This is a genomic window from Bradyrhizobium sp. USDA 4532 (assembly GCF_024171315.1).
Taxonomy (GTDB): domain Bacteria; phylum Pseudomonadota; class Alphaproteobacteria; order Rhizobiales; family Xanthobacteraceae; genus Bradyrhizobium; species Bradyrhizobium australafricanum.
The window spans coordinates 6,507,688-6,529,645 of the sequence record NZ_JALJZN010000001.1; the positions used below are offsets into that span (position 1 = coordinate 6,507,688).

Consider the following 21,958-nt stretch of genomic DNA (forward strand, 5'->3'; position numbering starts at 1 on the left):
CCATCAAGTCGGATGAAGGGATTACTTCTCTCGGGCAGGCCGGCCGATCTGGCGGCTCGCGGCGCCCGGCCCGTGCCGGGATGACGTCAGGTTCAAAACTCCAGCGCCGCATTGTCCACCACCTCCTTCATGACGAAGAAGGTGCGGGTCTGCCGCACGCCGGGCAGCGCGATCAGCTGGTCGCCATGGATGCGCTTGAAGTCGTCGACGTCGCCGGCGCGGATCTTGAGGAAGTAATCGAAATCGCCGGCGACGAGGTGGCAGTCGAGCACGCATTTGAGCTTCGCCACCGCCTGCTCGAAGCTCGCAAAGCTTTCCGGTGTCGAGCGGTCGAGCACGACGCCGACCATCACCAGCGTGCCCTTGCCGAGCTTGCGCGGCGCCACCATGGCGCGGACGCCGCTGAGATAACCCTCGTCGAACAGCGCTTGCGTCCGGCGATGGCAGGTGGCGGGGCTGACGCCGACCTGATCGGCCAGCTCGGCATTGCTGAGCCGGCCGTTCTTTTGCAGCAATCTCAACATCTTGAGGTCGATGCGGTCGAGTCGGGCGGACATGGAAGAATCTCTCACTATTGGTCGATTTCATGAGAGAAAATATACCATCAGGGCCAGATCCGGCAATCTTCGGCAATTGTGCGGGCTGAGTTAGAGAGCACCTTTCGCGCCAGGGGTGATAGCTGTGGCCGCCGTTTCAGACCACCAAAGAGGATGCCAGCATGCTGGAGAAGTTCGCGCGCTATCCACTCACATTCGGGCCGACTGCCATCGAGAAGCTCGATCGGCTGTCAAAGCATCTCGGCGGCAAGGTCGAGCTCTATGCCAAGCGCGAGGATTGCAATTCCGGGCTCGCCTATGGCGGCAACAAGCTGCGCAAGCTCGAATACATCATCCCCGATGCGATCGCCTCCAATGCCGACACGCTGGTCTCGATCGGCGGCGTGCAGTCGAATCACACCCGCATGGTCGCGGCGGTCGCGGCCAAGATCGGCATGAAGTGCCGGCTGGTGCAGGAAAGCTGGGTGCCGCATGAGGACGCGGTCTATGATCGCGTCGGCAACATCCTGCTTTCGCGCGTCATGGGCGCCGATGTGCGGCTGGTCGACGAAGGCTTCGACATCGGTATCCGCAAGAGCTGGGAGCAGGCGATCGAGGAAGTGAAGGCGGCGGGCGGCAAGCCCTACGCGATTCCGGCCGGCGCCTCCGTGCACAAATTTGGCGGGCTCGGCTATGTCGGGTTCGCCGAGGAGGTGCGCGCGCAGGAGCGCCAGCTCGGCGTCAAGTTCGACTACATCATCGTCTGCACGGTGACCGGCTCGACCCATGCCGGCATGCTGGTCGGCTTCGCCGCCGATGGGCGCGCGCGCAACGTGATCGGCATCGACGGTTCGTTCACGCCCGCGCAGACCAAGGCGCAGGTGCTGTCGATCGCGCAGAACACCGCAAAGCTCGTCGAGCTCGGCCGCGACATCGTCGAGGATGATGTCGTGCTGATCGAGGACTACGCCTATCCCGCCTACGGCGTGCCGTCGGAGGAGACCAAGGAGGCGATCCGGCTCAGCGCGCGGCTGGAAGGCATGATCACCGACCCCGTCTACGAGGGCAAGTCGATGCAGGGCATGATCGATCTGGTGCAGAAGGGCTATTTCCCGGCCGGATCGAAGGTGCTCTACGCCCATCTCGGCGGCGCACCGGCGCTCAACGGCTACGCCTACGCGTTCAGGAACGGCTGAGGCGAGCGGGCTTCTAATTTCGTGGCTTCGTAGCCCGAATGAAGCGAAGCGCAATCCGGTAAGGTCTCTCGGCGGCACGATCCCCGGATTTCGCGGAGCCTGTCATCGGGCGCGCGTTCGCGCGACCCGTTGGCTCCATCCGGGCTATGCATTCTTACCTCCCCTTGAAAAGGGGAAGTCGCTTTGCTCGCAGAGCAAAGCGGGTGGGGATCTGCTCTCTCCGCTTGCAGCGTCGCCTGTAGCTGACCCCCATCCCGACCTTCCCCCTTTCAGGGGGAAGGGGAAGAGAAGTCCGTAGCCCGGATGAAGCAAAGCGTAGTCCGGCAGGCTTCAGCAGCGCGGATAGAAAGTCCCGGATTTCGCGGAGCCTGTCGTCGGGCACGCGTTCGCGCGACCCGTTGGCTCCATCCGGGCTACGTTCGATGTCCCACGTCAGGTCCGCGTCAGCTTCGCCCGGTATTTTTGCCTGGCCGGGCGAGTTGGGAGACCATCGCGTGAGGATGATGAATGCGGCCGGCCGAGCCATCGCCGCGCTCGGCGTTGGCATCGTCGCCGTGGGGCACTGGGTCTGGACCTACCAGGGCCAGGGTGCCGCGCCGCATCCCCGCCTGCTGGCGATGAATCATGCGGTCGAGCTCTACGCCGGCATCTTCCTGATCGGCGTCGGCGTCCATGCCCTCGCATCCTGGTACTGGTTCAGCGATCCAAATCCGCCGGCGCGCTCCTCGGTCGGGGAGCCGCAGTAGCGTCCGCCTTGGCGGCAATGCTCCGGTTGAGGTGCTGTCCTGGTTAGGGCACTCGTACAGGGGAATTAGGACATCTGATGCCCGGTGGAATCTGGAAATTGGACACAGCCGCTGACTGACATACGCTAAAGCGCCCGCCGATCCGACGTGTAATGCTTTGAACATTATGTTCAGGACCGATTTAGATGGCGTCGAGTTCAGCCTCATAGGCTTGGCGGGGATATCGCTCGTCGCGTTCATCATCAGCTTAGGCTGGCTTCTGATCGGCTGAACTGCCGTAGCTCATTGGAAACGTCAACTTGGCCTTAGCGCTCTCCCGGCGCTGGGGCCGTTTTCTAATCAGGACACTTCCAAAGTCAACTTGGGACACGGGGGCCTAAATGCGGACAGCACCCCGGTTGAGATGCTGTCCCAGTTAGGACATTCGCTTGGGGAAATCAGGACACTCATTCACATATGCAAATGCCCTTCCGTACCATCGAGGTTCTAGCTCACGCGGGGGTGTCCATAATCTTTCCCTACCCCACGGGCGCTCCTCGGCCTCAGCCTCCTTGCCCGAGTGCTGGGGCCGTTTGCTTGAGTGCCGCATCGCATCTGCGATGAAACGCATGCTGACTTTCCTATGCAAATGCGGGAACAGACCTATTGGGCGCAGGGTCGAGTTCTCATGGGAATGACAATCCCTCTGGCCCCGGCGCTAGCTACGTGCCGGGGCCGCCTTATTCTCAGCGGCGCGGCAAGGCGGCTTCAGCGTTCGTTCCAACGCGCTGGGGCCGTTTCCTTGAGGGCGTCACGGGGAACAGTCTCGCTGGAAGGCCTGATTGATCGCCACTCTCTACGTAGCATCTCGGATTGGTGTGCCAGCATACGCGATTGGGCTGCGACGTTCCGGACGATGGCGCGCTCGGGAGCGAGTAGCTTCACGGCCACATCATCGCACTGTGCTGCCATCGCTCGCATCTCTTCCGACGTCATGGTGTCGTATTAGAGGGCGCTTCGACCGGGCCTGCATTTGCCTATGTTTCAGCCCCAAGCCGGGGATTGTGCCGGAGATTCAGCCGCGAGCTTGCGGAGGATGGATCGCAACCACAGGAAGGGAGGCGCCGCTCTCATTTGGCGTGACGGCTAACTCGGAAGCAGAAGTGCGCGAGCGATTTGAATCGAGCTTGCGCCGATGGATCGAGATCATAAACGGAGAGGCCGCCAACTGAGGCGGCGTTACTCAACGACGCCTTTGATATCGGACCTTCGCCGGAACAGTTTTATTTGTCCGATCAGCGGTCGGATCAGATATTTTAGAACAAGGCCGAGACCTATGATCGACACCAGGATTGGCCAGTAGGCCAAGATCGCAAGAACGGCCAACCATTCCGGGCTGCGCTGCTCCCGCCAATACACCGACGCCGCGATGACGTGGGCCACCAATAGCGCGGCCCAAATAGCAAGCGCGACGATGACGGGCTCATCGAATGTCAACGCTTCCCACGCGGCTTCACCCGGCCCTGAAGGCGCACTTTCGCTTTCCATGGCTTGGTCGACCTCCCTCAGCTTCCAACCCCTGCGATGGCGGGCTTATTCCATCGGAATGCTAAGGGGGACGGTAGCGGAGGCTGGAACTCCGTTCACCCACGGAGAACCCCGGTAACACTTCTGCCCTGTGGAGCGAGAACACTTGGCGGATTGCAAAAGCCAGAACATCTGGCGTGCGACTCAGTAGTCTTGCCGAGAACATCGGCCAAGTTACGGTTTTCGTTCGCTTAATCGGAATTAAGACACTCCAAGATTCAACTTGGGACACGGGGCTTAAATGCGGCCAGTACCTCGGTTGACATAGGAACATAATAGGAACATAGGTTCTGTAACCTGAGGGCGTGGCGATCGCCTCATCCGCGGCGGACTTGCGTGGCCGCAGGACCAAAGACCAAGCCGCGCACCACTTGCGGATGAATTTCGACGCCTCCTATGATGGGTTGTGGCTGGGGGGAGTGCGCGTCATGAGAGTTGCGATCTGGGCGGCCGTTGCGGCCGCGTGGCTGTTTGCGTCTGCAACTCCGTCGAGCGCCCGCGGTCCCTACGGCTCGATCACGGTCGGCAACTGGAAGGGCGGCGCTTTCACCAACGACAAGAATGGCGCCTTCACCCATTGCTCGGCGGGCACCACCTATCAAAGCGGCATCTTCTTCATGGTGTCGATCGCCGAGAATGGCAGCTGGCGGCTCGGCTTTGCCCATGACAGCTGGCGTCTGACGCCGGGCGAGGCCTTTCCGCTGGCGCTGACCTTTGACGGCCAGCCGGCGTTCAACGTCTACGGCATGCCGCTCGGCACCCAGCTCGTGAATGTCGAGATGCCGGTGAATTCCAGTCTAATCAACCAGTTCCGCAAGGCGCGCCAGATGACGGCATTCGCGCAGGGACAATTGTTTCAGTTCAACCTCAATCAGACCGCGCAGCTGTTGCCGGCTCTGCTCAACTGCGTCGTCTCGGTGAAGAAGAACGGCGTCTCCAATGCCGGCGAGTTCGCGGTCGCGACAAAGCCTGCGGCGGCGCCGCCGCAGCAGGCTGCAGCACCCAGCGCGCCGCGCCGGCGAAGCAGGCGAGATCGGGGACCGGCACCGGCTTTGTGGTCAGCAGCAGCGGCCACGTCGTCACCAATCACCATGTCGTCGGCGGCTGCAGCGAGATCACGGGCAACCTGAGCGGCGAGGCGCCGGTCAAGCTGCGCCTGGTGTCCGATGACGAGACCAATGATCTCGCGTTGCTGCAGGCGCCGACCCCTTTCAAGGATGTCGTCAGCCTCAGGCAAAACCCCATCCTGGTCGGCAACGGCGTAGTGGCGATCGGTTATCCCTATCACAGATTGCTGACATCCGATTTCACGGTCACCACGGGCATTGTCTCTTCGCTGAGTGGCATCCTCAACGATACCCGTCATCTGCAGATCAGCGCCGCCGTGCAGCCGGGCAACAGCGGCGGTCCGCTGTTCGACCTTACCGGCGCGGTGGTCGGCGTGGTGGCTGCCAAGCTCGACGCGGTCAGGATGGCGCGGGCGACGGGGACCATCCCGGAGAACATCAATTTCGCGATCAAGACCGGCGCGCTGCGCGACTTTCTCGACAACAGCGCGGTGGCGTACCGGACCGCCGAGTGGCGCGAGGAGATGAAGAAGGAAACCGCCGAGATTGCCAAGAATGCGCGCGGCTACACGCTGCTGATCACCTGCACGGTGAACGAGCAGAGCGCGAGTGCGAAGAAGGGCAATTGAGACCTCCGCTACGCCCTCTTCCCGTCCTTGCGGCAGGGCGACTGCATCTGGCTACCGGCCACACGTCTTTCCTTGCGACGTCCGGGCAGCCGCCGACTCCTTTGCATGGGGTTGTTTTCGATATTTTGGCAATGGGCGCCTGCGACGTACGAGCGGAGTATGCTCAACCGAGCCGCCGCAGCGTATGCACCGTGATCTCGGCCGGGCAGTTCAGCCGCACCGGCGCGAGGCTGGTGCCGGCGCCGGCCGATGTGTAGCCGGCAAGTTCACCGAACCGCCATACGCCTCGGCCCATCCGGCGCGGCAGCCGCGCCTCGAGCTTGATCGCGATGCCGCCGGGCAGGCAGAGCTGGCCGCCATGGGTATGGCCGCTCAGCATCAGGTCGAAGCCGGCTGCCGCCGCCGCGCGGTAGGATTCCGGCGTATGTGCCAGCAGGATCGAGAATGCATCGCGCGGGATCGCCGTGGCAGCCCTTGCAATGTCGTCGGTGCGGTAGAAGTGCGCGTCGTCGATCCCGGCGAGGTGGATCGTCGCGCCATCGCGCGTGATCGACTCCTGCTCATTGAACAGCATCCTGATGCCCATCGCCTCCAGCGCCGGCGTCATGCGGATGCTGTCATGATTGCCGAGGATGCCGTAGAGCGGCAGCTTGATCCGCGCGCACAGATCCCGCATCAACGCGAGGCTCGTTTCAAACGGCCCATACGTCTTGCCGCGGTAGTCGCCCGTGAGAACGCAGATATCGCAGGCGATATCGCTCACGATGTCCATCAGATGCCGCATCGCGCGTTGGCTGATGTCGGCGTGGAGATCGCTGAGCTGAAGCATGGCGAAGCCGTCGAAGGCCGCCGGCAGGCGCGCCGACGTCACCAGATTGTGCCGCACTTCGACCCTATCGGCATTACGCCGCGCGCGGCCGTGCAGGCCGGTCACCTTGAGCGCGGTCTCGATGATCCGCGGCGCCAGTTTCCAGTTCTCGACGTTGAACAGCAGCGTGCCCTGGCCGAACACCTGCTTCTCATGCGCGGCCTCGATCCCAAGCCGGCGCACGACGTGATCCGCGCCGATCCGCTCGACCAGTCCCTGCAATGCCGTGTCGGCCATCGTCCCCCGTGCGCTCCGCGATGCCAAGCGCGGACCGGCGCGACACTATCATGCGCAATCCCGGCGGGGATACCGCCGGCACTCAGACCACGGGAACCCGCTTCGCGGCGACCGCGGCCGGCGAGATCACCTCGATGTCGAGCGGTACCTGCCAGCGCTCGGTGAAGCGCACCTGCGGCGGTGCATTGCCGTTGCGCCCACCCTGCAGCACGAAGCCGTCGTAACCCGAGTTCATCACCTCATTGCACTTCTGCACATAGATCGGGAAGCCGCCGATATAGGGCATGAACACGCGGGGACGGCCCGGGATGTTGGCGCCGACATACCAGGAACTGCAGGTCGAGCGCAGCGAAACCGTTGATACGTCGTTGACATGGGTGACCCAGGCGTCCTCGTCGTCGCGGACCGCCTCGATCGTGCCGGCGCCGATGTCGCGCATATGACTGATGCAATCCGCCAGCCAATCGACATGCTGCTCGATCGCCTGGATCATGCTGGCGAGCACCGACGGGCTGCCGGGCCCGGTGATCATGAACAGGTTCGGAAAGCCCTCGGAGGCAAGGCCGAGATAGGCACGCGGGCCCGCCCGCCATTTCTCGGCCAGCGTCTGCCCGCCGCGGCCGGTGATCGCGATCTTGTCGAACGAGCCGGTCATGGCGGCAAAGCCGGTGGCGGAGACGATCGCGTCGAACTTGTATTCGGTGCCGTCGACGACAATGCCTTCCGTCGTGAAGCGATCGATCGGCGTCGTCGACACGTCGACCAGCTTCACATGCGGCAGATTGTAGGTCTCGAAATAATTGGTATCGACGCAGAGCCGCTTGCAGCCGAACACGTTTCGCGGGCACAGCAATTCGGCGGTGGCGGGATCCTTGACGATGCCGCGGATCTTCTCGCGCGCGAAATCGGCGATGGTGTCGTTGGCGGCCTTCTCGAACAGGAGATCGCCGAACGCGCCGAGGAAGGGCAGGCCGCCGCGCTGCCACGCTTCTTCGTATTGCTGCTCGCGCTCCCGCTCGCTCGCCTGCAAGGCGGGCTGGGCGTTGAACTGGAAATAGAAGCCGGTCGGGCGCGCACGGGCCTTGGCGCGCAGCTCCGGATAATGCGCCTTCGCTTCCCTCAGATATTCCGCCGACAGCCGCTCGTTCCACGCCGGCACCGACCAGGTCGCGGTGCGCTGAAACACCGTGAGCTCGGAGGCCTGCTGCGCGATGATCGGGATCGACTGGATCGCCGACGAGCCGGTGCCGATCACGCCGACGCGCAGGCCGCTGAAGTCGACACCCTCATGCGGCCATTCGCCGGTGTGATAGATCGGCCCGCGGAAATCCGCCATGCCCGGGAAAGCCGGCCGGTTCGGCGCCGACAGGCAGCCGACCGCCATGATGCAGAACTTTGCGGTAACCCTGTCGCCGCGGTCGGTCTCGATCAGCCAGGTGCCTGCCTGCTCGTCGAAGGTCGCCGCGGTGACGCGGGTGTCGAACACGATCTGGCTGCGCAGATCGAAGCGATCGGCGACGTGATTGGCGTAAGCGAGAATTTCGGGCTGCGGAGAATATTTCTCCGACCAGCTCCAGTCCTGATCGAGTTCCTCGGAGAACGAGAACGAATATTGCAGGCTCTCGACGTCGCAACGCGCGCCGGGATAGCGATTCCAGTACCAGGTGCCGCCGACGCCGCCGCCGGCCTCATAGACCCGCGCGGTGAAGCCGAGTCCGCGCAGCCGATGCAGCATGTACATGCCGGCGAACCCAGCGCCGATCACCACGGCATCGAACGTTCCGGTCTCGGCAGGGCGCACAGTTTTGCGCGCGGTGCTCTCCTGAGCCATGGGCCGTCTCTTCCCTATATCGTTATGTCTTGTCCGCGCCTCGTTGGACGCGGTAGGCAAAGATTAGGGCGAGGGCGGCGCGGCCCGCAAGCAAGCGTATTGCCGTCCAGCGAATAGCTCCTATGCTGTCTCTGGGAGAGGATGAGGGTAAGCGGTGACCGGGTAGTTGTTCTGTCGTGACCGTTCATCTGCCGGCAAAGATCGAGGTCCCATGAAGAAGGAAGAAGTAGAAGCTATCTTCGAGCGGGGCGATTTGGGGCCGATCGAAGACTATCTTGAGGCCGTCGCGACCGAGAAACAATTGCCTGCGGCCGCAGTCGGAATGTGCCTGATCAGAATGGAAGAAGCGGCCCCCGCGCTGCGCGCCATCGTCGCCCGGGCAGGGAACGGCGAGGAACTGTCCGACGATGAGGCCAGGCTGCTGTTCCGAGGTGTCTACATCCTCGGTGGAGCTCGTGACACGGATGTTTGCCGCGACCTGCTGCGACTGCTGCGCAGACCCGAAAGCGAACTTGATGACCTGTTGGGTGACTGCCTGACCGAAAGCATGGCGCGCATTGTCGCGGGTGTCTTTGACGGGGATGTCGACACCTTGTTGAGTCTGGTCGTGGATCAGTCCGTCGATCAATTTGCGCGCGAGCAGGTTCTCGCCGCGGCCACCTTCCTCACATGGAATGGGATGATCGGGCGGGAGCGCATGCAGCGCCTGCTCAAAGCATTCCACGAGCAAAACCTGGCGGATGACGAGAACCATGCCTGGTACGCGTGGCAGCAGGCAATTGCCCTCCTGGGGTTGCGCGAGCTGGCGCCCTTGGCGTATCGCGCTTTCGATGACGGGCGTATACCCGATTGGATGACAGAACGCCGCGAGTTCGACGAAATGCTCGTCGATGCCGAGCAGCGACCCGAGGAAATCGCACGATTCGAGGAAGTTGGCCTCGGCTATATCAAGGATGCGGTCCAGGAAATGGAAGGGACCGACTACGGCTACAACGAGACCTTCGACGATCTGGATGCCCCCTTTGGCGACGATCTCGATACATTGTGGAGCCACACCGAACCCGTGAGGAATCCCTTGCGCCATGTCGGGCGCAACGACCCATGCCCGTGCGGCAGCGGCAAGAAATACAAGAAATGCTGTCTCGCTGACCAGCGTTGAGCTGCGGCTCCCTCGGTCTCAGCGCCGGCCAAAGCGACTGTCGTCGCTTCGGCGTAGAGAGGACCGGTCACGCTCCTGTCGTCTTCACGATCCGGATCAGCTCGTCGCCGTAGTGCTCGAGCTTCTTGTCGCCGATCCCTGCGATGTTGCGCAGCTCGCTGAGCGTGTCCGGCCGCATCGCGGCGATGCCGTCGATGGTGGAATCGTGCAGCACGACATAGGCCGGCACGCCGCGCTGGCGCGCGACATCCGAGCGCCAGGCGCGCAACGCCGCATGCAACGCGGGATTTGCGGCGCCACCCGGGCTGTCGGCCGCGGGCACAAGCTCGCCGCGGCGCGACTTGCCGCGGACCGCGCGGTTGCGCGCGCCCTCCGGCTGCTCACGCAGCATCACCGCGGTCTCGCCCTTCAGCACGCCGCGGGCGCTGTCGGTCAGAACAAGCGCGCCGAAGGCATCGCTGTCGGCGCGCAGATGGCCCATCGCCACCAGCTGGCGCAGCACCGCGCGCCATTGCTTCTCGTTGAGCTCGCGGCCGATGCCGAACACCGACAGCTGGTCGTGGTTGAACTGCTTGACCCGTTCGGTCAGCCGCCCGACCAGCACGTCGATCAGGTGCATGGCGCCGAAACGTTGGCCGGTGCGGTAGACGCAGGACAGCAGCTTTTGTGCAAGCACCTTGCCGTCGCGGACGCGCGGCGGCGTCAGGCAGTTGTCGCAATTGCCGCAGCTATCCTCCGCGCGGGTCTCGCCGAAATAGCCGAGCAAGCGCTGCCGGCGGCAATGCACCGTTTCAGCCAGCGCAACCAGCGCGTCGAGCTTGCCGACCGAGACGCGCTTGAAGGCGTCGGAGCCGGTCGATTCATCGATCATGCGGCGCTGCTGCACGATGTCGGACAGGCCGTAGGCCATCCATGCCGCCGACGGCTTGCCGTTGCGGCCGGCACGCCCGGTCTCCTGGTAGTAGGCTTCGATGCTCTTCGGCAGATCGAGATGCGCGACGAAGCGCACATCGGGCTTGTCGATCCCCATGCCGAAGGCGATCGTGGCGACGATCACGAGCCCGTCCTCGTTGAGGAAGCGGTCCTGGTGCCGGGCGCGCACGCCGGCATCGAGCCCGGCATGATAGGGCAGTGCCGGAATGCCGGCCTCGCTGAGCGCCGCCGCGACGTCCTCGACCTTGGCGCGGGACAGGCAATAGACCACGCCGGCGTCGCCGGCATGCCGCTCCTTGATGAAATTCTTCAGCTGCGTGGTCGCATTCTGCTTGTCGACGATCTCGTAGCGGATATTGGGCCGGTCGAAGCTCGCGACGAATTGCGGCGCGTCGGTAAGCTGCAGCCGCTCGGCGATCTCCCTTCGGGTCAGCGCGTCCGCGGTCGCGGTCAGCGCGATGCGCGGCACCTTGGGGAAGCGCTCGGCGAGTGCGGACAGGCCGATATATTCCGGGCGGAAGTCATGGCCCCATTGCGAGACGCAATGCGCCTCGTCGATCGCAAACAGCGCGATCTGCGCCTGGCCGAGCAGATTGAGGCAGCGCGGCGTCAGCAGCCGCTCCGGCGCCACATAGAGCAGGTCGAGATCGCCGGCGAGCAGCCGCCGCTCGACCTCGGAGGCTTCCTCATAGGACAGCGTCGAGTTCAGCACCGCGGCGTTGACGCCGGCTTCAGTGAGGCCCGCGACCTGGTCGCGCATCAGCGCAATCAAAGGTGATACCACGATGCCGCAGCCGTCGCGCAGCAGCGACGGCAATTGGTAGCACAGCGACTTGCCGCCGCCGGTCGGCATCAGCACCAGGCAATTGCCGCCATCGGTGACGTGACGGATGATGTTTTCCTGCGCGCCGCGGAAGCCCGACAGGCCGAACACGGAACTGAGCACGGACAGCGCATCGCGAGACGGGGCGGAGGCGCGATCGAGGGCGGGCTGGGCGGTCATGATCCCTTGCGCGATCCCTTTGGGATTTTCCAGGATTCCTTGAGGTCAACAGGCGGTGATCGAGGTCTTCTGGCCGAACGATACCGGAATGAAAGGTGTTAATACACGTCCCAACAACAAACTCAATTCAGCATGACTGGTCAGCTGCGGATCATCACAGGCATTGCCGCGATCGTGCTGGTCGCGGGCGCGGCGGCAGCCTTTGCCGTCGCCTGGCGGCCGCAGATTGCCGCGATTGCGCCGCCGCGGGCCGATACCTTCGACCCTGATGTGGTCAAACGCGGCCGCGAACTCGCCGCGATCGGCAATTGCAACACCTGCCACACCGTGCAGGGCGGCGCGACTTATGCCGGCGGGCTCCCGGTTCCAACGCCGTTCGGCATCGTCTTCTCATCCAACATCACGCCGGATGCCGAAACCGGCATCGGGCGCTGGCCGGAGGAGGCGTTCGTCCGCGCGATGCGCTCGGGCGTGGCGCGCGATGGCCAGCATCTCTACCCGACCTTTCCTTATGACCATTTCACCAACGTCTCGGATGCGGACGACCGGGCACTGTATGCGTTCCTGATGACGCGGCAGCCGGTCCACGCGTCGCCGCCGGCGAATCAGCTTTCGTTCCCGCTCAACTATCGACCGCTGATTGCAGGGTGGAAGCTGCTGTATCTGCGCAGCGGCGATGCCCCTCAGGACTCGGCGAAGGGCGCGGAATGGAACCGCGGCGCCTATCTGGTGGAGGGGCTCGCGCATTGCGGCGCCTGCCACACGCCGCGCAACGCGCTCGGCGCCGAGCGGCTGAATGCGCAGTTCGCCGGCGGCGAGGTCGACAATTGGCACGCCTACGCGCTGAACGACACCTCGCACGCCCCGGTGCGGTGGACCGCCGACGCGCTCTACGCCTATTTGCGCCACGGCTGGCAGGCCGATCATGGCACCGCGCGCGGGCCGATGGCTGAAGTGGTCGGCAATCTGGCGACGGTGCCCGACAGCGACGTGCGGGCCATCGCCGTGTACATGGCCGATATCTCGGGCACGCCGGCGCCGGATCGCAAGCGGCCGGCCGACGTCGTCGCACAATCGTCTTCCGATGATGCGGCACAGACCCATGCGGCCGGCGCGGCGATCTATGCCGCGGCGTGCGGCTCCTGCCATGAGGGTAGCCGGACGCTGCCCTATGGCGGCGTCAATCTCGCGCTCAGCACGGCGATCGCAAGCCCCGACCCGCGCAATCTCCTCAATATCGTGCTGTCGGGCGTCGGCGCCGTCGAAGGCGAGCGCAGCCCGATCATGCCGGGCTTCGCCAGCAGCATCGATGATACGCAGATGGTCGCGCTCACGGCCTATCTGCGCGAACGGTTCGGCAAGCGGCCGGCGTGGGCCAATCTCGACAAGGCGGTGCGCGATGCGCGGGCGGTGCAGGCCACGTCGCTTGCGGCGCGCGACACGCCAGCGGAATCCAGACAGCGAGGCAAGCCATGATGACATTGAAGGTCAATGGCAGGGATCATCAGGTCGATGCGGAGCCGGATACGCCGTTGCTCTATGTGCTGCGCAATGATCTGGCGCTCAATGCCGCCAAGTTCGGCTGCGGGCTCGGGCAATGTGGCTCCTGCACGGTGATCGTCGACGGCAAGGCGGTGCTGTCCTGCGTCACGCCGCTGGTCCTGGTCGAGGGCAAGCAGGTGACGACGCTCGAAGGGCTCGGCACCGTGGCCGCGCCGGCGCCGATCCAGCGCGCCTTCATGGAGGAGCAGGCGGCGCAGTGTGGCTACTGCATCGCCGGGATGATGATGCGCGCGCAGGCGCTGCTGATGCGCAACCCGAAGCCATCGGATGCGCAGATCCGCGCCGAGCTGGAGCCCAATCTCTGCCGCTGCGGCACCCATATGCGCATCCTGCGCGCGGTGCACCGCGCCGCCAGGTTGATGGATACGGCCGACGCCGCAAGCGACAGGAGCGTCCGATGACCGCGCCGGTAATTCTCGATCGCCGCAGCGTGCTGGCCGGCGGCGGTGCGCTGATTGTCAGCTTCTCGCTGCGCCATGCGGTGGCGCAGGAGCAGAAGGCTGCGCAGGGCCCGGCGTTGCCGGGCAGCCTGGCCAAAACGCCCAATCTGGATTCCTGGATCCGTATCGATGCCAATGGCCAGGTCACGGCCTTCACGGGCAAGGCCGAACTCGGCCAGGGATTCCGCACCGCGTTCCAGCAGATTGCGGCCGAGCAGCTCGATATTCCCTTCGATGCGCTGAAGGTGATCACCGCCGACACCAAACTCACGGCGAACGAGGGCTACACGTCCGGCAGTCATTCGATGCAGGACAGCGGCACGGCGATCCTGCATGCCGCGGCGCAGGCGCGCATGTTGCTGGTGGCCGAGGCGGCAAAGCGTTTCGGCTTGCCGCCCGACGGCTTGCGAACCGAGAATGCGGCCGTCATCGCTCCCGATGGCCGGCGTCTGGGCTATGGCGAGCTTGTCGCCGCGGACATGTTGCACGTCCAGGCGCAACCGACATCGAGCCTGAAGGATCCGGCGAGCTTCAAGGTGATGGGCCAGCCGGTGCCACGCGTCGATATTCCGGCCAAGGTCACGGGCGGCGCCGCCTATGTGCAGGACATGCGGCTTCCCGGCATGGTGCATGCGCGCGTGGTGCGCCCGCCGAGCTACGGCGCGCAGCTCGTGGAATGCGACACGGCCGCGATCGAGAAAATGCCCGGCGTGATTCAAATCGTGCGCGACGGCAACTTCCTGGCCGTGGTGGCGGAGAAGGAATTTTCGGCGGTCAAGGCCATGCACGCGCTGGCCGCCGCGGCGAAGTGGCGGGAGAGCGCGAAACTGCCGAACCAGCACGATCTGGCCAACGTGCTGACCACGCTGCCCTCTCAGGATTTCGCGATCTTGCAGCGTAGCGATCCCACGGTGAGCGGCGCGCGGTCGCTCGAAGCGACCTATGCGCGGCCTTACCAGTCGCACGGCTCGATCGGGCCGTCCTGCGCGGTCGCGCAATTCGTCGACGGCGCGATAACGGTGTGGACGCACACGCAGGGCGTCTATCCCGACCGGCAGGCGATCGCCGAGATGCTCGGCATGACGCCCGCCAGCGTCCGCCTGATCCATGTCGAAGGCTCCGGCTGTTACGGCCACAATGGCGCCGACGATGCCGCGGCCGACGCCGCGCTGATCGCCCGGGTGCTGCCAGGGCGCCCAATTCGGGTGCAGTGGATGCGCGAGCAGGAGCACGGCTGGGAGCCGTATGGTCCGGCGATGGTGACAAAATTGAGCGCGTCACTCACGGCCGACGGCAAGATCGCCGACTGGAATTTCGCGGTGTGGAGCAACACCCATTCGATGCGGCCGGGCGGCGCCGGCGCGCTGCTTGCGGCCCAGCACATGGCGCGATCATTCGCGGTGCCCGCACCAAAGCCGTTGCCGTTGCCGGAAGGTGGCGGCGATCGCAACGCGATTCCGATCTACAATTTTCCGAACGCGCATGTGATGCATCACTTCATCCCCGCGATGCCGCTGCGGATCTCCGCGATGCGCGCGCTCGGCGCCTATCACAACGTGTTCTCGACCGAGAGCTTCATGGATGAACTGGCCGCTCTCGCCGGCGCCGATCCGGTCGAGTTTCGGCTCAGGCATCTCGACGATCAGCGGGGCCGCGCGGTGGTCGAGAAGGCCGCGGAGGAATTCGGCTGGACGCGCGGACAGCAGCCGCCGCGAAATCGCGGCTACGGCTTCGCTTTCGCGCGCTACAAGAATCTCGCCGCCTATTGCGCCATTGCATCCGAGGTCGAGGTCGATCGCGAAACCGGGCGGGCCCGGCTGGTGCGCGCGGTCGCCGCCGTCGACGCCGGCCAGGTCGTCAATCCGGACGGCATCACCAACCAGATCGAGGGCGCGATCGTGCAGTCGACCAGCTGGACGCTCTATGAAAGCGTCACCTTCGACGAGACAAGGATCACCAGCATCGACTGGCAGACCTACCCGATCCTGCGCTTCAATGCGGTGCCCGACAGTATCGCCGTCCACATCATCAACCGCCCCGGCCAGCCGTTCCTCGGCAGCGGCGAGACCGGGCAGGGCCCGGCCGCCGCCTCGCTCGCCAATGCCATCGCGCATGCAACCGGCAAGCGGCTGCGCGAGCTGCCGCTCAGCCGCAAACGGATCAAGGACGCGATCGACGCGTAATGCGGTCAAGCCGTTGCAGCGGGGGGAGCCGGGGGCGGCGTCATCGGCTCGACGTTGTAGGTCATCGGCATATTGATCGGCTTGTAGGCCGGATCCTTCTCCATGCGCTCCAACACCGAGGCATGGATGGTCGCGCCGTCCGCAATCGGCCGCGGCTCGCCGCGCGGCAGATAGAAGCCGAGGAAGGATTTCCGCTCCGACCATTCCTTCCATTTGTCGCTCTTCGGAATCCATTCCAGGATTTCCCAGGCGGCGGTCAGCGAATTGTGCAGCGGAGCGGTCGCGCTCGGCGGCACATATTCGTGCTTGTGCGGCGGCAACGGCATCCCCCAGGCGAGATGATCGATCAGCGCCTGATCCATGTGCAGCCCGGCTGCCTTGGCCTGCTCGAGCATCCAGATCAGCGGAAACTTCGACGGCCCGCTCTGGTCTTCCGGATAGCCGCCGCCGACGTCGGAGTGCACGCCGGCAAACCAGACCTGGCGGATGTCCTGCTCCAACTCCGTTGCCGGATCGAATGGATCCGAGCGAAATTTCTGCGGCTCGATCCAGCGATTGAGTCGGAACATGCGCCTGCGCTCGTCGATCGAGATCGCCTGGCGGAACCGTTTGACGCTGGAATTGGTGCGGGTGAACAGCAGCGTCTGCAAGTCGAACAGGAAATTGTCCTGTCGCGGCACGATGATCGAGGCCACGGTGTCCCAGACCCCGACGAACTCGATATCGATGTTGCGGCCGCCGGCAATCTGGCTGAAATGCCAGGCCTCCTTCAACGGAGCATAGTCGAACGAGCCGTCGGACTTCTGGGCGTCGGAGCTGGCTTTCTTGTAGGTGCCGAAGGCGTAGCTCGCGAGGTCGAGCTGGTCGACGGGCAGCAGGCCCATCACATGGACGAAGGCCGCGAGCACGCGCACCGTGTAGGCACCGCGGCTGAAGCCGAACATCCAGACCCGGTCACCGGGCTCCCAGGTTCGGCACAGGAACAGGTAGGCGCCGAGCGTGTCCTGGTCGAGACCGGCGCCGAAGGCCAGCCCGAACAAGCCGCGCATCTGCTGCTTGAAGCGGCCCCAGGCGTTTTGCAGGCCGATGGTGCCGAGGCCGGGATGATAGTAGATTCGCTGCCGGTCATTCTTGTCGGCGACGCGGAACAGCTTCAGCACGTTGGAAATATTGTCACCGATCTCGTTGCCGGTGCCGTCGCAGCAAATCACAATATCCTTCGGCATCCGTTGCCCTCGCGGCCGCCGTGAAAATTCGCAGCCTCTATGTACGGCAGAATGCGGTGAAAATTCAATCTCCAATTGAAGACGGTTCTGTGGCGGCGGCGTGACCGCCGGTGGTGCCGGGTAGCGAAGCGCGATGCGCGCCGGCGTTGCCTGCCGTTGGCTTTCGAATTCAATCTCGCCACAGCCGGCCAAAGCTGCGCCAAGGACGGCATCGCTTCAGCTCGCCGATGCCCGGCCGTGACGGAGTGTCCGTGAGAGACCCAATTGCGTTCGCGATGCTTTGGGCCAGCCGCCAATGGCGCTCTCAAAATTCAATTGCAACACTTCGGAAAAGATGGAAATCTGCTCGTCGATCATTGCTATATGCGTCGACATTTTCTCCCTTTCAGGGACTCCGCGGTGCACGCGATCATCTTTCCTGCGGCTTCCCGCAGCTTCCTCAGCAGCAACAGGAACAGGTCGGCATGAGCCCTCAAGCTCTCGTGACGGCCATTCTCTTGGGACTTGTGGTGGTGGCGTTCGGGCTGTTCTGGTGGGTCGGCAGCTATTCCGATCGCGTGTTCGCAAGCAGGTTCCGCACCCGCTTTCCGGAGAAGACGCTGAGCTACACCGGCGACCAGCTCGGCGAGCTGGTGCAGTCCGATCTGCGGATGAAATATGTCTTTCCGATCCTGTTTCCGCTCGACCTGATCGTCATGCTGGCGCTGGCGGGTGCGATGGGGGCGGCGTCATCGCACTGGCTCAGCCGGATCTACCCGTCCGCTGCGTGGCTCGGCCTGGTCGTGCCGGCGGTGTACCTGCTCAGCGACCTGATCGAGGATTGTCTCCTGGTATGGCTGCTGCTGCACGGCGACCCGCATGCGGCGGCGCGGTCTGTCTCGATCCTGAAGGCGATCACGACGATCAAGCTGGTCGGCATCTTCGCCTCGATCGCTCTGACATTGGCTGCGTTCGTCGGGTGGCTGTTCCACGGCGAGTCGCTTGCCATCTAAGTGCGGCGGGCGGCCTATTGATAGGTCGCGACGATATCCGACACGGCACGCTCGAGCTGCTGCGCGGTCGCGCACTGCCGCAACACGCTGCAGAAGGTCGCGTAGCGCGGCATCTCGGAATCGCCAAAACCCCAGACCATGCGGCCCTCGGGATTGAGCCAGACCAGCCGTTTGGAGCGCTCGCCGATCCGGCGCAGGATGTCGGCGCGCGGATCGAGGTTGTTGCTGCGGGCGTCGCCGAGCACGATCACCGTGGTCTGCGGCGTGATCGCGCTCATCCAATTGTCCTCGAAATCGGCGAAGGAATTGCCATAATCGGATGAGCCGAAGCCGACCTTGGACATGATCTCCTTCATCGCCTCTTCCGGCGATTTCGATTCCAGGATGTCGCTGACCTCGATCAGGTGGCCCGAGAAGGCGAACGAGCGGACGTCGTCCACCACTTCGTGCAGGCTGTGGATCAGGAGCAGGAAGAAGTCCGAGACGCGGGCGACCGAGCCCGAGACGTCGCATAGCGCGACGATCTTCGGCCGGTCGCGATGCTTGCGCTTCCACGCTGTGAGGAAGGGGACGCCGCCCCAGGCTGCGTTGCGGCGTAGCGTGCGGCGGACGTCGAGATGACCGCGGCGCTGGCGCTTGCGCGGCTTGGAATAGCGCTCGCGCAGCCGGCGCGCGATCTGGCGGATCAGCGCGCGCATCTGCTCGACCTGCCGCGGCTCGATCCGCGCCAGCGGCGCGTTGCGCAGGATCTCGTTGCGCAGATTCTCCGCTTCCTCGCGCCCGTAGAGCAGCAGGGCCTGCGAGACCGCATCGCGAACGGTGCCGCGCAAGCCGTTGAGCGCCTCCTGCAGCCGTTCGGCGAGCGCGGGATTGCGCGTGGTCTGGTCGTCGATGTCGTCGCGCAGGCGCTGGATCCCCATCGCATCGAGGATGCGGGTCTGGAAGATGCCGCGCTGGGTGAAGTAGCGGATATCCGGCAGCGAGGCGGCGCCGGAGGCGTTGGCGATCGCGCTCGATATCGCGGAGCGATCCTGCGACAGCAGCATCTGCGCCAGCGGCCCGACGTTCTCGCTGGCGGCGCCGCCCGACGCATCGCCATGCTCGTCGGCCGATGGGTTGGCACCGGATTCGCTGCCGTCGTCGGTCTTGCTCTGCTCGGCGTTCTCCTGCTGCGGCTCGGGCTGGCTGAAGAACAGGTCGAAGCATTCGCCGAGCGCGCGCTTCTCGTCCTGGGTCTTGGCCAGCGTCAGCAGGAAGGTGTCGCGCAGGATGTCGCGATCGGCAAAGCCGACCTGGGCGACCGCCCGCATCGCATCGATGCTTTCGGCGGGCGAGACCCGGACCCCGGCTCCCCGCGCCGCACGAAAGAAGCGATGCAGGTTCTCGCGCATCTTGGTTTAGCTGAACACGCCCTGGCGCGACGCCTTGGCGATGAAGGACGAAATCTGCGGTGTCGCGGCCTCGATATCGGCCTCGTATTTCAGGAGCACGTTGAGCGTGTCCTTGACGATCTCGTGGTCGAGCTCGCTGGCCTGCAGCAGCACCAGCACGCGCGCCCAGTCGATCGCCTCGCTGACCGAGGGCAGCTTCTTCAGGTCGAGCGAGCGGATCTCGTGGATGAAGCCGACCATCTGCTTGCGCAGCGTCTGCGAGATGCCGGGCACCCGGCTCTCGACGATGCGCTCCTCCAGCTTCTGTTCGGGGAAGCCAATGTGCAGATGCAGACAACGCCGCTTCAAGGCATCGCCAAGATCGCGCTCGCTGTTCGAGGTCAGGATCACGGTCGGCGGCGCCACTGCGGAGACGGTCCCGAGCTCGGGGATCGTGACCTGGAAGTCCGAGAGGATTTCCAGCAGCAGCGATTCGAATTCGGCATCCGACTTGTCGATCTCGTCGATCAGGAGCACGCAGCCGGCCGGCTGCTCCAGCGCCTGCAACAGCGGCCGCGGCTCGACGAACTCCTTGGAAAAGAACACATCGCCGAAGGTGTGGAGCTGGTCGAGCGCAGCCGCCAGCGACTGCGCGCCGCCGAGCACCTCGCCGAGCTTGTCCTTCAGGATCTGGGTGTAGAGCAGCTGCTTGGCGTATTTCCACTCATACAGCGCCTTGGCCTCGTCGAGGCCCTCATAGCATTGCAGGCGGATCATCTTCATGCCGCGCCATGCGGCGATCGCCTTCGCCAGCTCGGTCTTGCCGACGCCGGCAGGGCCCTCGACCAGGATCGGCTTCTCGATCTGCTGCGACAGATAGACCGCGGTCGCGATCTGCCGGCTCGCAATATAGCCTTGCGCGGCGAGGCCGCTTTCCACGGCCTCGATCGAGGCGGTGGGCCTGGTGTCAGCCACGAGGATCAGCTCCGAATTTGCCTTGAACTCGGACCTGTTCTGCGCCCGTTGCGGACAAAGCACAAGGCTCGTTTGGCCCGCATAGCGCATGGTTCCGGGTATTTCCGCCAAACGCAATACGGGCTACGCTTGTTAGCGTGTAGTTCGAACCTCCCCTTGAAAAGAGGAGGTCGCTTTGCTCGCCAGAGCAAAGCGGGTGGGGATCTACTCTCTCCATCAACGCCGGCGTCTGCGGCTGACCCCCATCCCGACCTTCCCCCTTTCAGGGGGAAGGAGAAGAATCTCGTAGCCCGGCTACCGTCAACCCGCGCAGCTCTTCACGAAATCCTTGCGCTGCGGGCCCGTGATCTTTTGGTCGATGGCCTGCTTCAGGCAGTCGAGCCGCGCCTGCGCCATGCAGAGCTGCATCTGGTCGTGCCGCTCCTGACCCTTCAGCGCCTTCGCCGCGCTCTGGCAGGCCGCGCGCTTCGCGCCGGGCACGGGCGCCGCCGTCGACGCGCTCTGTTGCGCGGGAGCTGCCACCGGCGCTGTTGTGGGGGCTGGTGTTTGTCTGCGCGAGCGCTGCGACCGGGATCAGCAGCGAACCAGCGGAGACAAGGGCGACGACAAGACGTTTCATGGGAAGTGCCTCCGCGAGGCATGATCCGGAGAAGTGGACGTCGGTTTTCCGGAACGTCATGCTCAGAGCAGGAAAGGGGTCACGATGCGATCGCGCCGTGACCCGAGGGGAGGCCGACAATTAGAAGCCGCCGCGTGAATGCGGCATGAACAGGCGCGTAGCCCGCTTCACCTCAGCGTGAGGCCGGTCGCGGCTTCAAGCTCGCCGATCGCCTGCGCGGCATTCGCGACCTTGATCGTGGTCATGCCCATCTCGCGCGCCGGCTTCAAATTGACGCCGAGATCGTCGAGATAGACGCAGTTCTTCGGGTTCACCTGCAGCGTCTCCACCATCATCTGGTAGATCCGTGGGTCGGGCTTGCGCAGGCCGATCTTCGCGGACTCGATGACGTGATCGAACAGCGCCATCACCTCGGCGACGTAGAGCGTGCGTCCGCCGCGGCTGCCGATCGCGTTCGCCGGCAGGTTGTTGGTGATGCAGCCGGTCTTGAATTTCGCCTTGATGCGCTTCAGCGCCTCGACCATCTCGGGGCGCAGGTCGCCCGAGAGCAGCGGCAGCACGTCCTTGCCGCGCACCTCGGCGCCGAGCGCCTTCGATTCCGTGGCGAACAGCGCGTCGAACGCGTCGATATCGATCTCGGCGCGCTCGAACTTGGCCCAGGCGTTCTCGAGATGATTGGCGGCGTTGGTGCGGCGGATGATGTCGATCGGCAGGCCGCGCTCGGTCTCATAGCGCGCGAACGCCTCGAACGGCGAGGTGGTCAACACGCCGCCGAAATCCCAGATCACTGCCTCGATCATGCTTTCCTGCCCAATGATG

At 64.4% G+C, this 21,958-nt stretch carries 18 protein-coding genes and 2 pseudogenes; 10 read left to right on the forward strand and 10 right to left on the reverse strand.

Annotation, left to right across the window (positions count from 1 at the left end):
* Window positions 1-92: 92 nt before the first annotated feature.
* Window positions 93-557 (reverse strand): Lrp/AsnC family transcriptional regulator, encoded by a 465-nt coding sequence (locus J2R76_RS29965; RefSeq protein ID WP_057021181.1) that lies wholly within the window; start codon window positions 555-557, stop codon window positions 93-95.
* Between the two features lie 161 nt (window positions 558-718).
* Here J2R76_RS29965 and J2R76_RS29970 point away from each other — a divergent pair, with 161 nt between their 5' ends.
* Window positions 719-1,732: a 1-aminocyclopropane-1-carboxylate deaminase gene (locus J2R76_RS29970; RefSeq protein ID WP_057021182.1), complete on the forward strand. Its 1,014-nt coding sequence runs from the start codon at window positions 719-721 to the stop codon at window positions 1,730-1,732.
* A gap of 500 nt (window positions 1,733-2,232) precedes the next feature.
* Window positions 2,233-2,478 (forward strand): hypothetical protein, encoded by a 246-nt coding sequence (locus tag J2R76_RS29975; RefSeq protein ID WP_233475642.1) that lies wholly within the window; start codon window positions 2,233-2,235, stop codon window positions 2,476-2,478.
* Window positions 2,479-3,696: 1,218 nt separating this feature from the next.
* Here the strand turns inward: J2R76_RS29975 and J2R76_RS29980 are convergent.
* A complete protein-coding gene (locus tag J2R76_RS29980) occupies window positions 3,697-4,005 on the reverse strand; it encodes a hypothetical protein (protein WP_229193518.1) in 309 nt (102 codons plus the stop codon).
* Window positions 4,006-4,472: 467 nt separating this feature from the next.
* Here J2R76_RS29980 and J2R76_RS40860 point away from each other — a divergent pair, with 467 nt between their 5' ends.
* Together J2R76_RS40860 and J2R76_RS40865 are read left to right on the forward strand one after the other, a co-directional pair.
* Window positions 4,473-5,174, forward strand: a complete 702-nt coding sequence (locus J2R76_RS40860; protein ID WP_307720390.1) for a hypothetical protein — start codon at window positions 4,473-4,475, stop codon at window positions 5,172-5,174.
* Complete coding sequence (locus tag J2R76_RS40865; protein WP_307720389.1) at window positions 5,099-5,740, forward strand: S1C family serine protease; 642 nt, start codon at window positions 5,099-5,101, stop codon at window positions 5,738-5,740. The genes J2R76_RS40860 and J2R76_RS40865 overlap by 76 nt, the downstream gene beginning before the upstream one ends.
* Before the next feature lie 163 nt (window positions 5,741-5,903).
* Here the strand turns inward: J2R76_RS40865 and J2R76_RS29990 are convergent, their stop codons facing one another.
* A complete protein-coding gene (locus J2R76_RS29990; RefSeq protein WP_076827103.1) occupies window positions 5,904-6,845 on the reverse strand; it encodes a metallophosphoesterase in 942 nt (313 codons plus the stop codon).
* Window positions 6,846-6,927: 82 nt separating this feature from the next.
* A complete protein-coding gene (locus J2R76_RS29995; protein WP_076834849.1) occupies window positions 6,928-8,676 on the reverse strand; it encodes an NAD(P)/FAD-dependent oxidoreductase in 1,749 nt (582 codons plus the stop codon).
* Window positions 8,677-8,887: 211 nt separating this feature from the next.
* Between J2R76_RS29995 and J2R76_RS30000 the strand changes: the two are divergent.
* A pseudogene (locus J2R76_RS30000) lies at window positions 8,888-9,637 on the forward strand (DUF1186 domain-containing protein); the annotation flags it as partial.
* A gap of 96 nt (window positions 9,638-9,733) precedes the next feature.
* Window positions 9,734-9,835 (forward strand): annotated as a pseudogene (locus J2R76_RS41135) (SEC-C metal-binding domain-containing protein); the annotation flags it as partial.
* 67 nt (window positions 9,836-9,902) lie between these two features.
* Here J2R76_RS41135 and recQ read toward each other — a convergent pair.
* A complete protein-coding gene (gene recQ / locus J2R76_RS30005; protein WP_253625297.1) occupies window positions 9,903-11,771 on the reverse strand; it encodes a DNA helicase RecQ in 1,869 nt (622 codons plus the stop codon).
* A gap of 132 nt (window positions 11,772-11,903) precedes the next feature.
* Here recQ and J2R76_RS30010 point away from each other — a divergent pair, with 132 nt between their 5' ends.
* From J2R76_RS30010 to J2R76_RS30020, 3 genes are read left to right on the forward strand one after another with little or no spacing between them, the layout of a single operon-like run.
* A complete protein-coding gene (locus J2R76_RS30010) occupies window positions 11,904-13,247 on the forward strand; it encodes a cytochrome c (RefSeq protein WP_076834853.1) in 1,344 nt (447 codons plus the stop codon).
* Entirely contained in the window at window positions 13,244-13,735 is a 492-nt protein-coding gene (locus J2R76_RS30015) for a (2Fe-2S)-binding protein (RefSeq protein ID WP_076834854.1), read from the forward strand. The genes J2R76_RS30010 and J2R76_RS30015 overlap by 4 nt, the downstream gene beginning before the upstream one ends.
* On the forward strand, window positions 13,732-15,957 hold the full coding sequence (locus tag J2R76_RS30020; protein ID WP_076834855.1) for a molybdopterin cofactor-binding domain-containing protein: 2,226 nt from the start codon (window positions 13,732-13,734) through the stop codon (window positions 15,955-15,957). The genes J2R76_RS30015 and J2R76_RS30020 overlap by 4 nt, the downstream gene beginning before the upstream one ends.
* Before the next feature lie 5 nt (window positions 15,958-15,962).
* Here the strand turns inward: J2R76_RS30020 and J2R76_RS30025 are convergent, their stop codons facing one another.
* A complete protein-coding gene (locus J2R76_RS30025) occupies window positions 15,963-17,183 on the reverse strand; it encodes a DUF2235 domain-containing protein (RefSeq protein ID WP_076834856.1) in 1,221 nt (406 codons plus the stop codon).
* Window positions 17,184-17,647: 464 nt separating this feature from the next.
* Between J2R76_RS30025 and J2R76_RS30030 the strand changes: the two genes are divergently transcribed.
* Window positions 17,648-18,175 (forward strand): hypothetical protein, encoded by a 528-nt coding sequence (locus J2R76_RS30030; protein ID WP_210262845.1) that lies wholly within the window; start codon window positions 17,648-17,650, stop codon window positions 18,173-18,175.
* 14 nt (window positions 18,176-18,189) lie between these two features.
* Here J2R76_RS30030 and J2R76_RS30035 read toward each other — a convergent pair whose 3' ends face one another.
* From J2R76_RS30035 to J2R76_RS30050, 4 genes are all read right to left on the reverse strand, one after another.
* Window positions 18,190-19,566: a VWA domain-containing protein gene (locus J2R76_RS30035; protein WP_057021191.1), complete on the reverse strand. Its 1,377-nt coding sequence runs from the start codon at window positions 19,564-19,566 to the stop codon at window positions 18,190-18,192.
* 6 nt (window positions 19,567-19,572) lie between these two features.
* On the reverse strand, window positions 19,573-20,583 hold the full coding sequence (locus J2R76_RS30040; protein WP_371852197.1) for an AAA family ATPase: 1,011 nt from the start codon (window positions 20,581-20,583) through the stop codon (window positions 19,573-19,575).
* A 237-nt stretch (window positions 20,584-20,820) separates the two neighbouring features.
* The gene (locus J2R76_RS40870) at window positions 20,821-21,000 is read right to left on the reverse strand and encodes a hypothetical protein (RefSeq protein ID WP_307720420.1); all 180 of its coding nucleotides are present in this window, start codon (window positions 20,998-21,000) and stop codon (window positions 20,821-20,823) included.
* Window positions 21,001-21,306: 306 nt separating this feature from the next.
* On the reverse strand, window positions 21,307-21,939 hold the full coding sequence (locus J2R76_RS30050; protein WP_076834858.1) for an HAD-IA family hydrolase: 633 nt from the start codon (window positions 21,937-21,939) through the stop codon (window positions 21,307-21,309).
* Window positions 21,940-21,958: the final 19 nt, after the last annotated feature.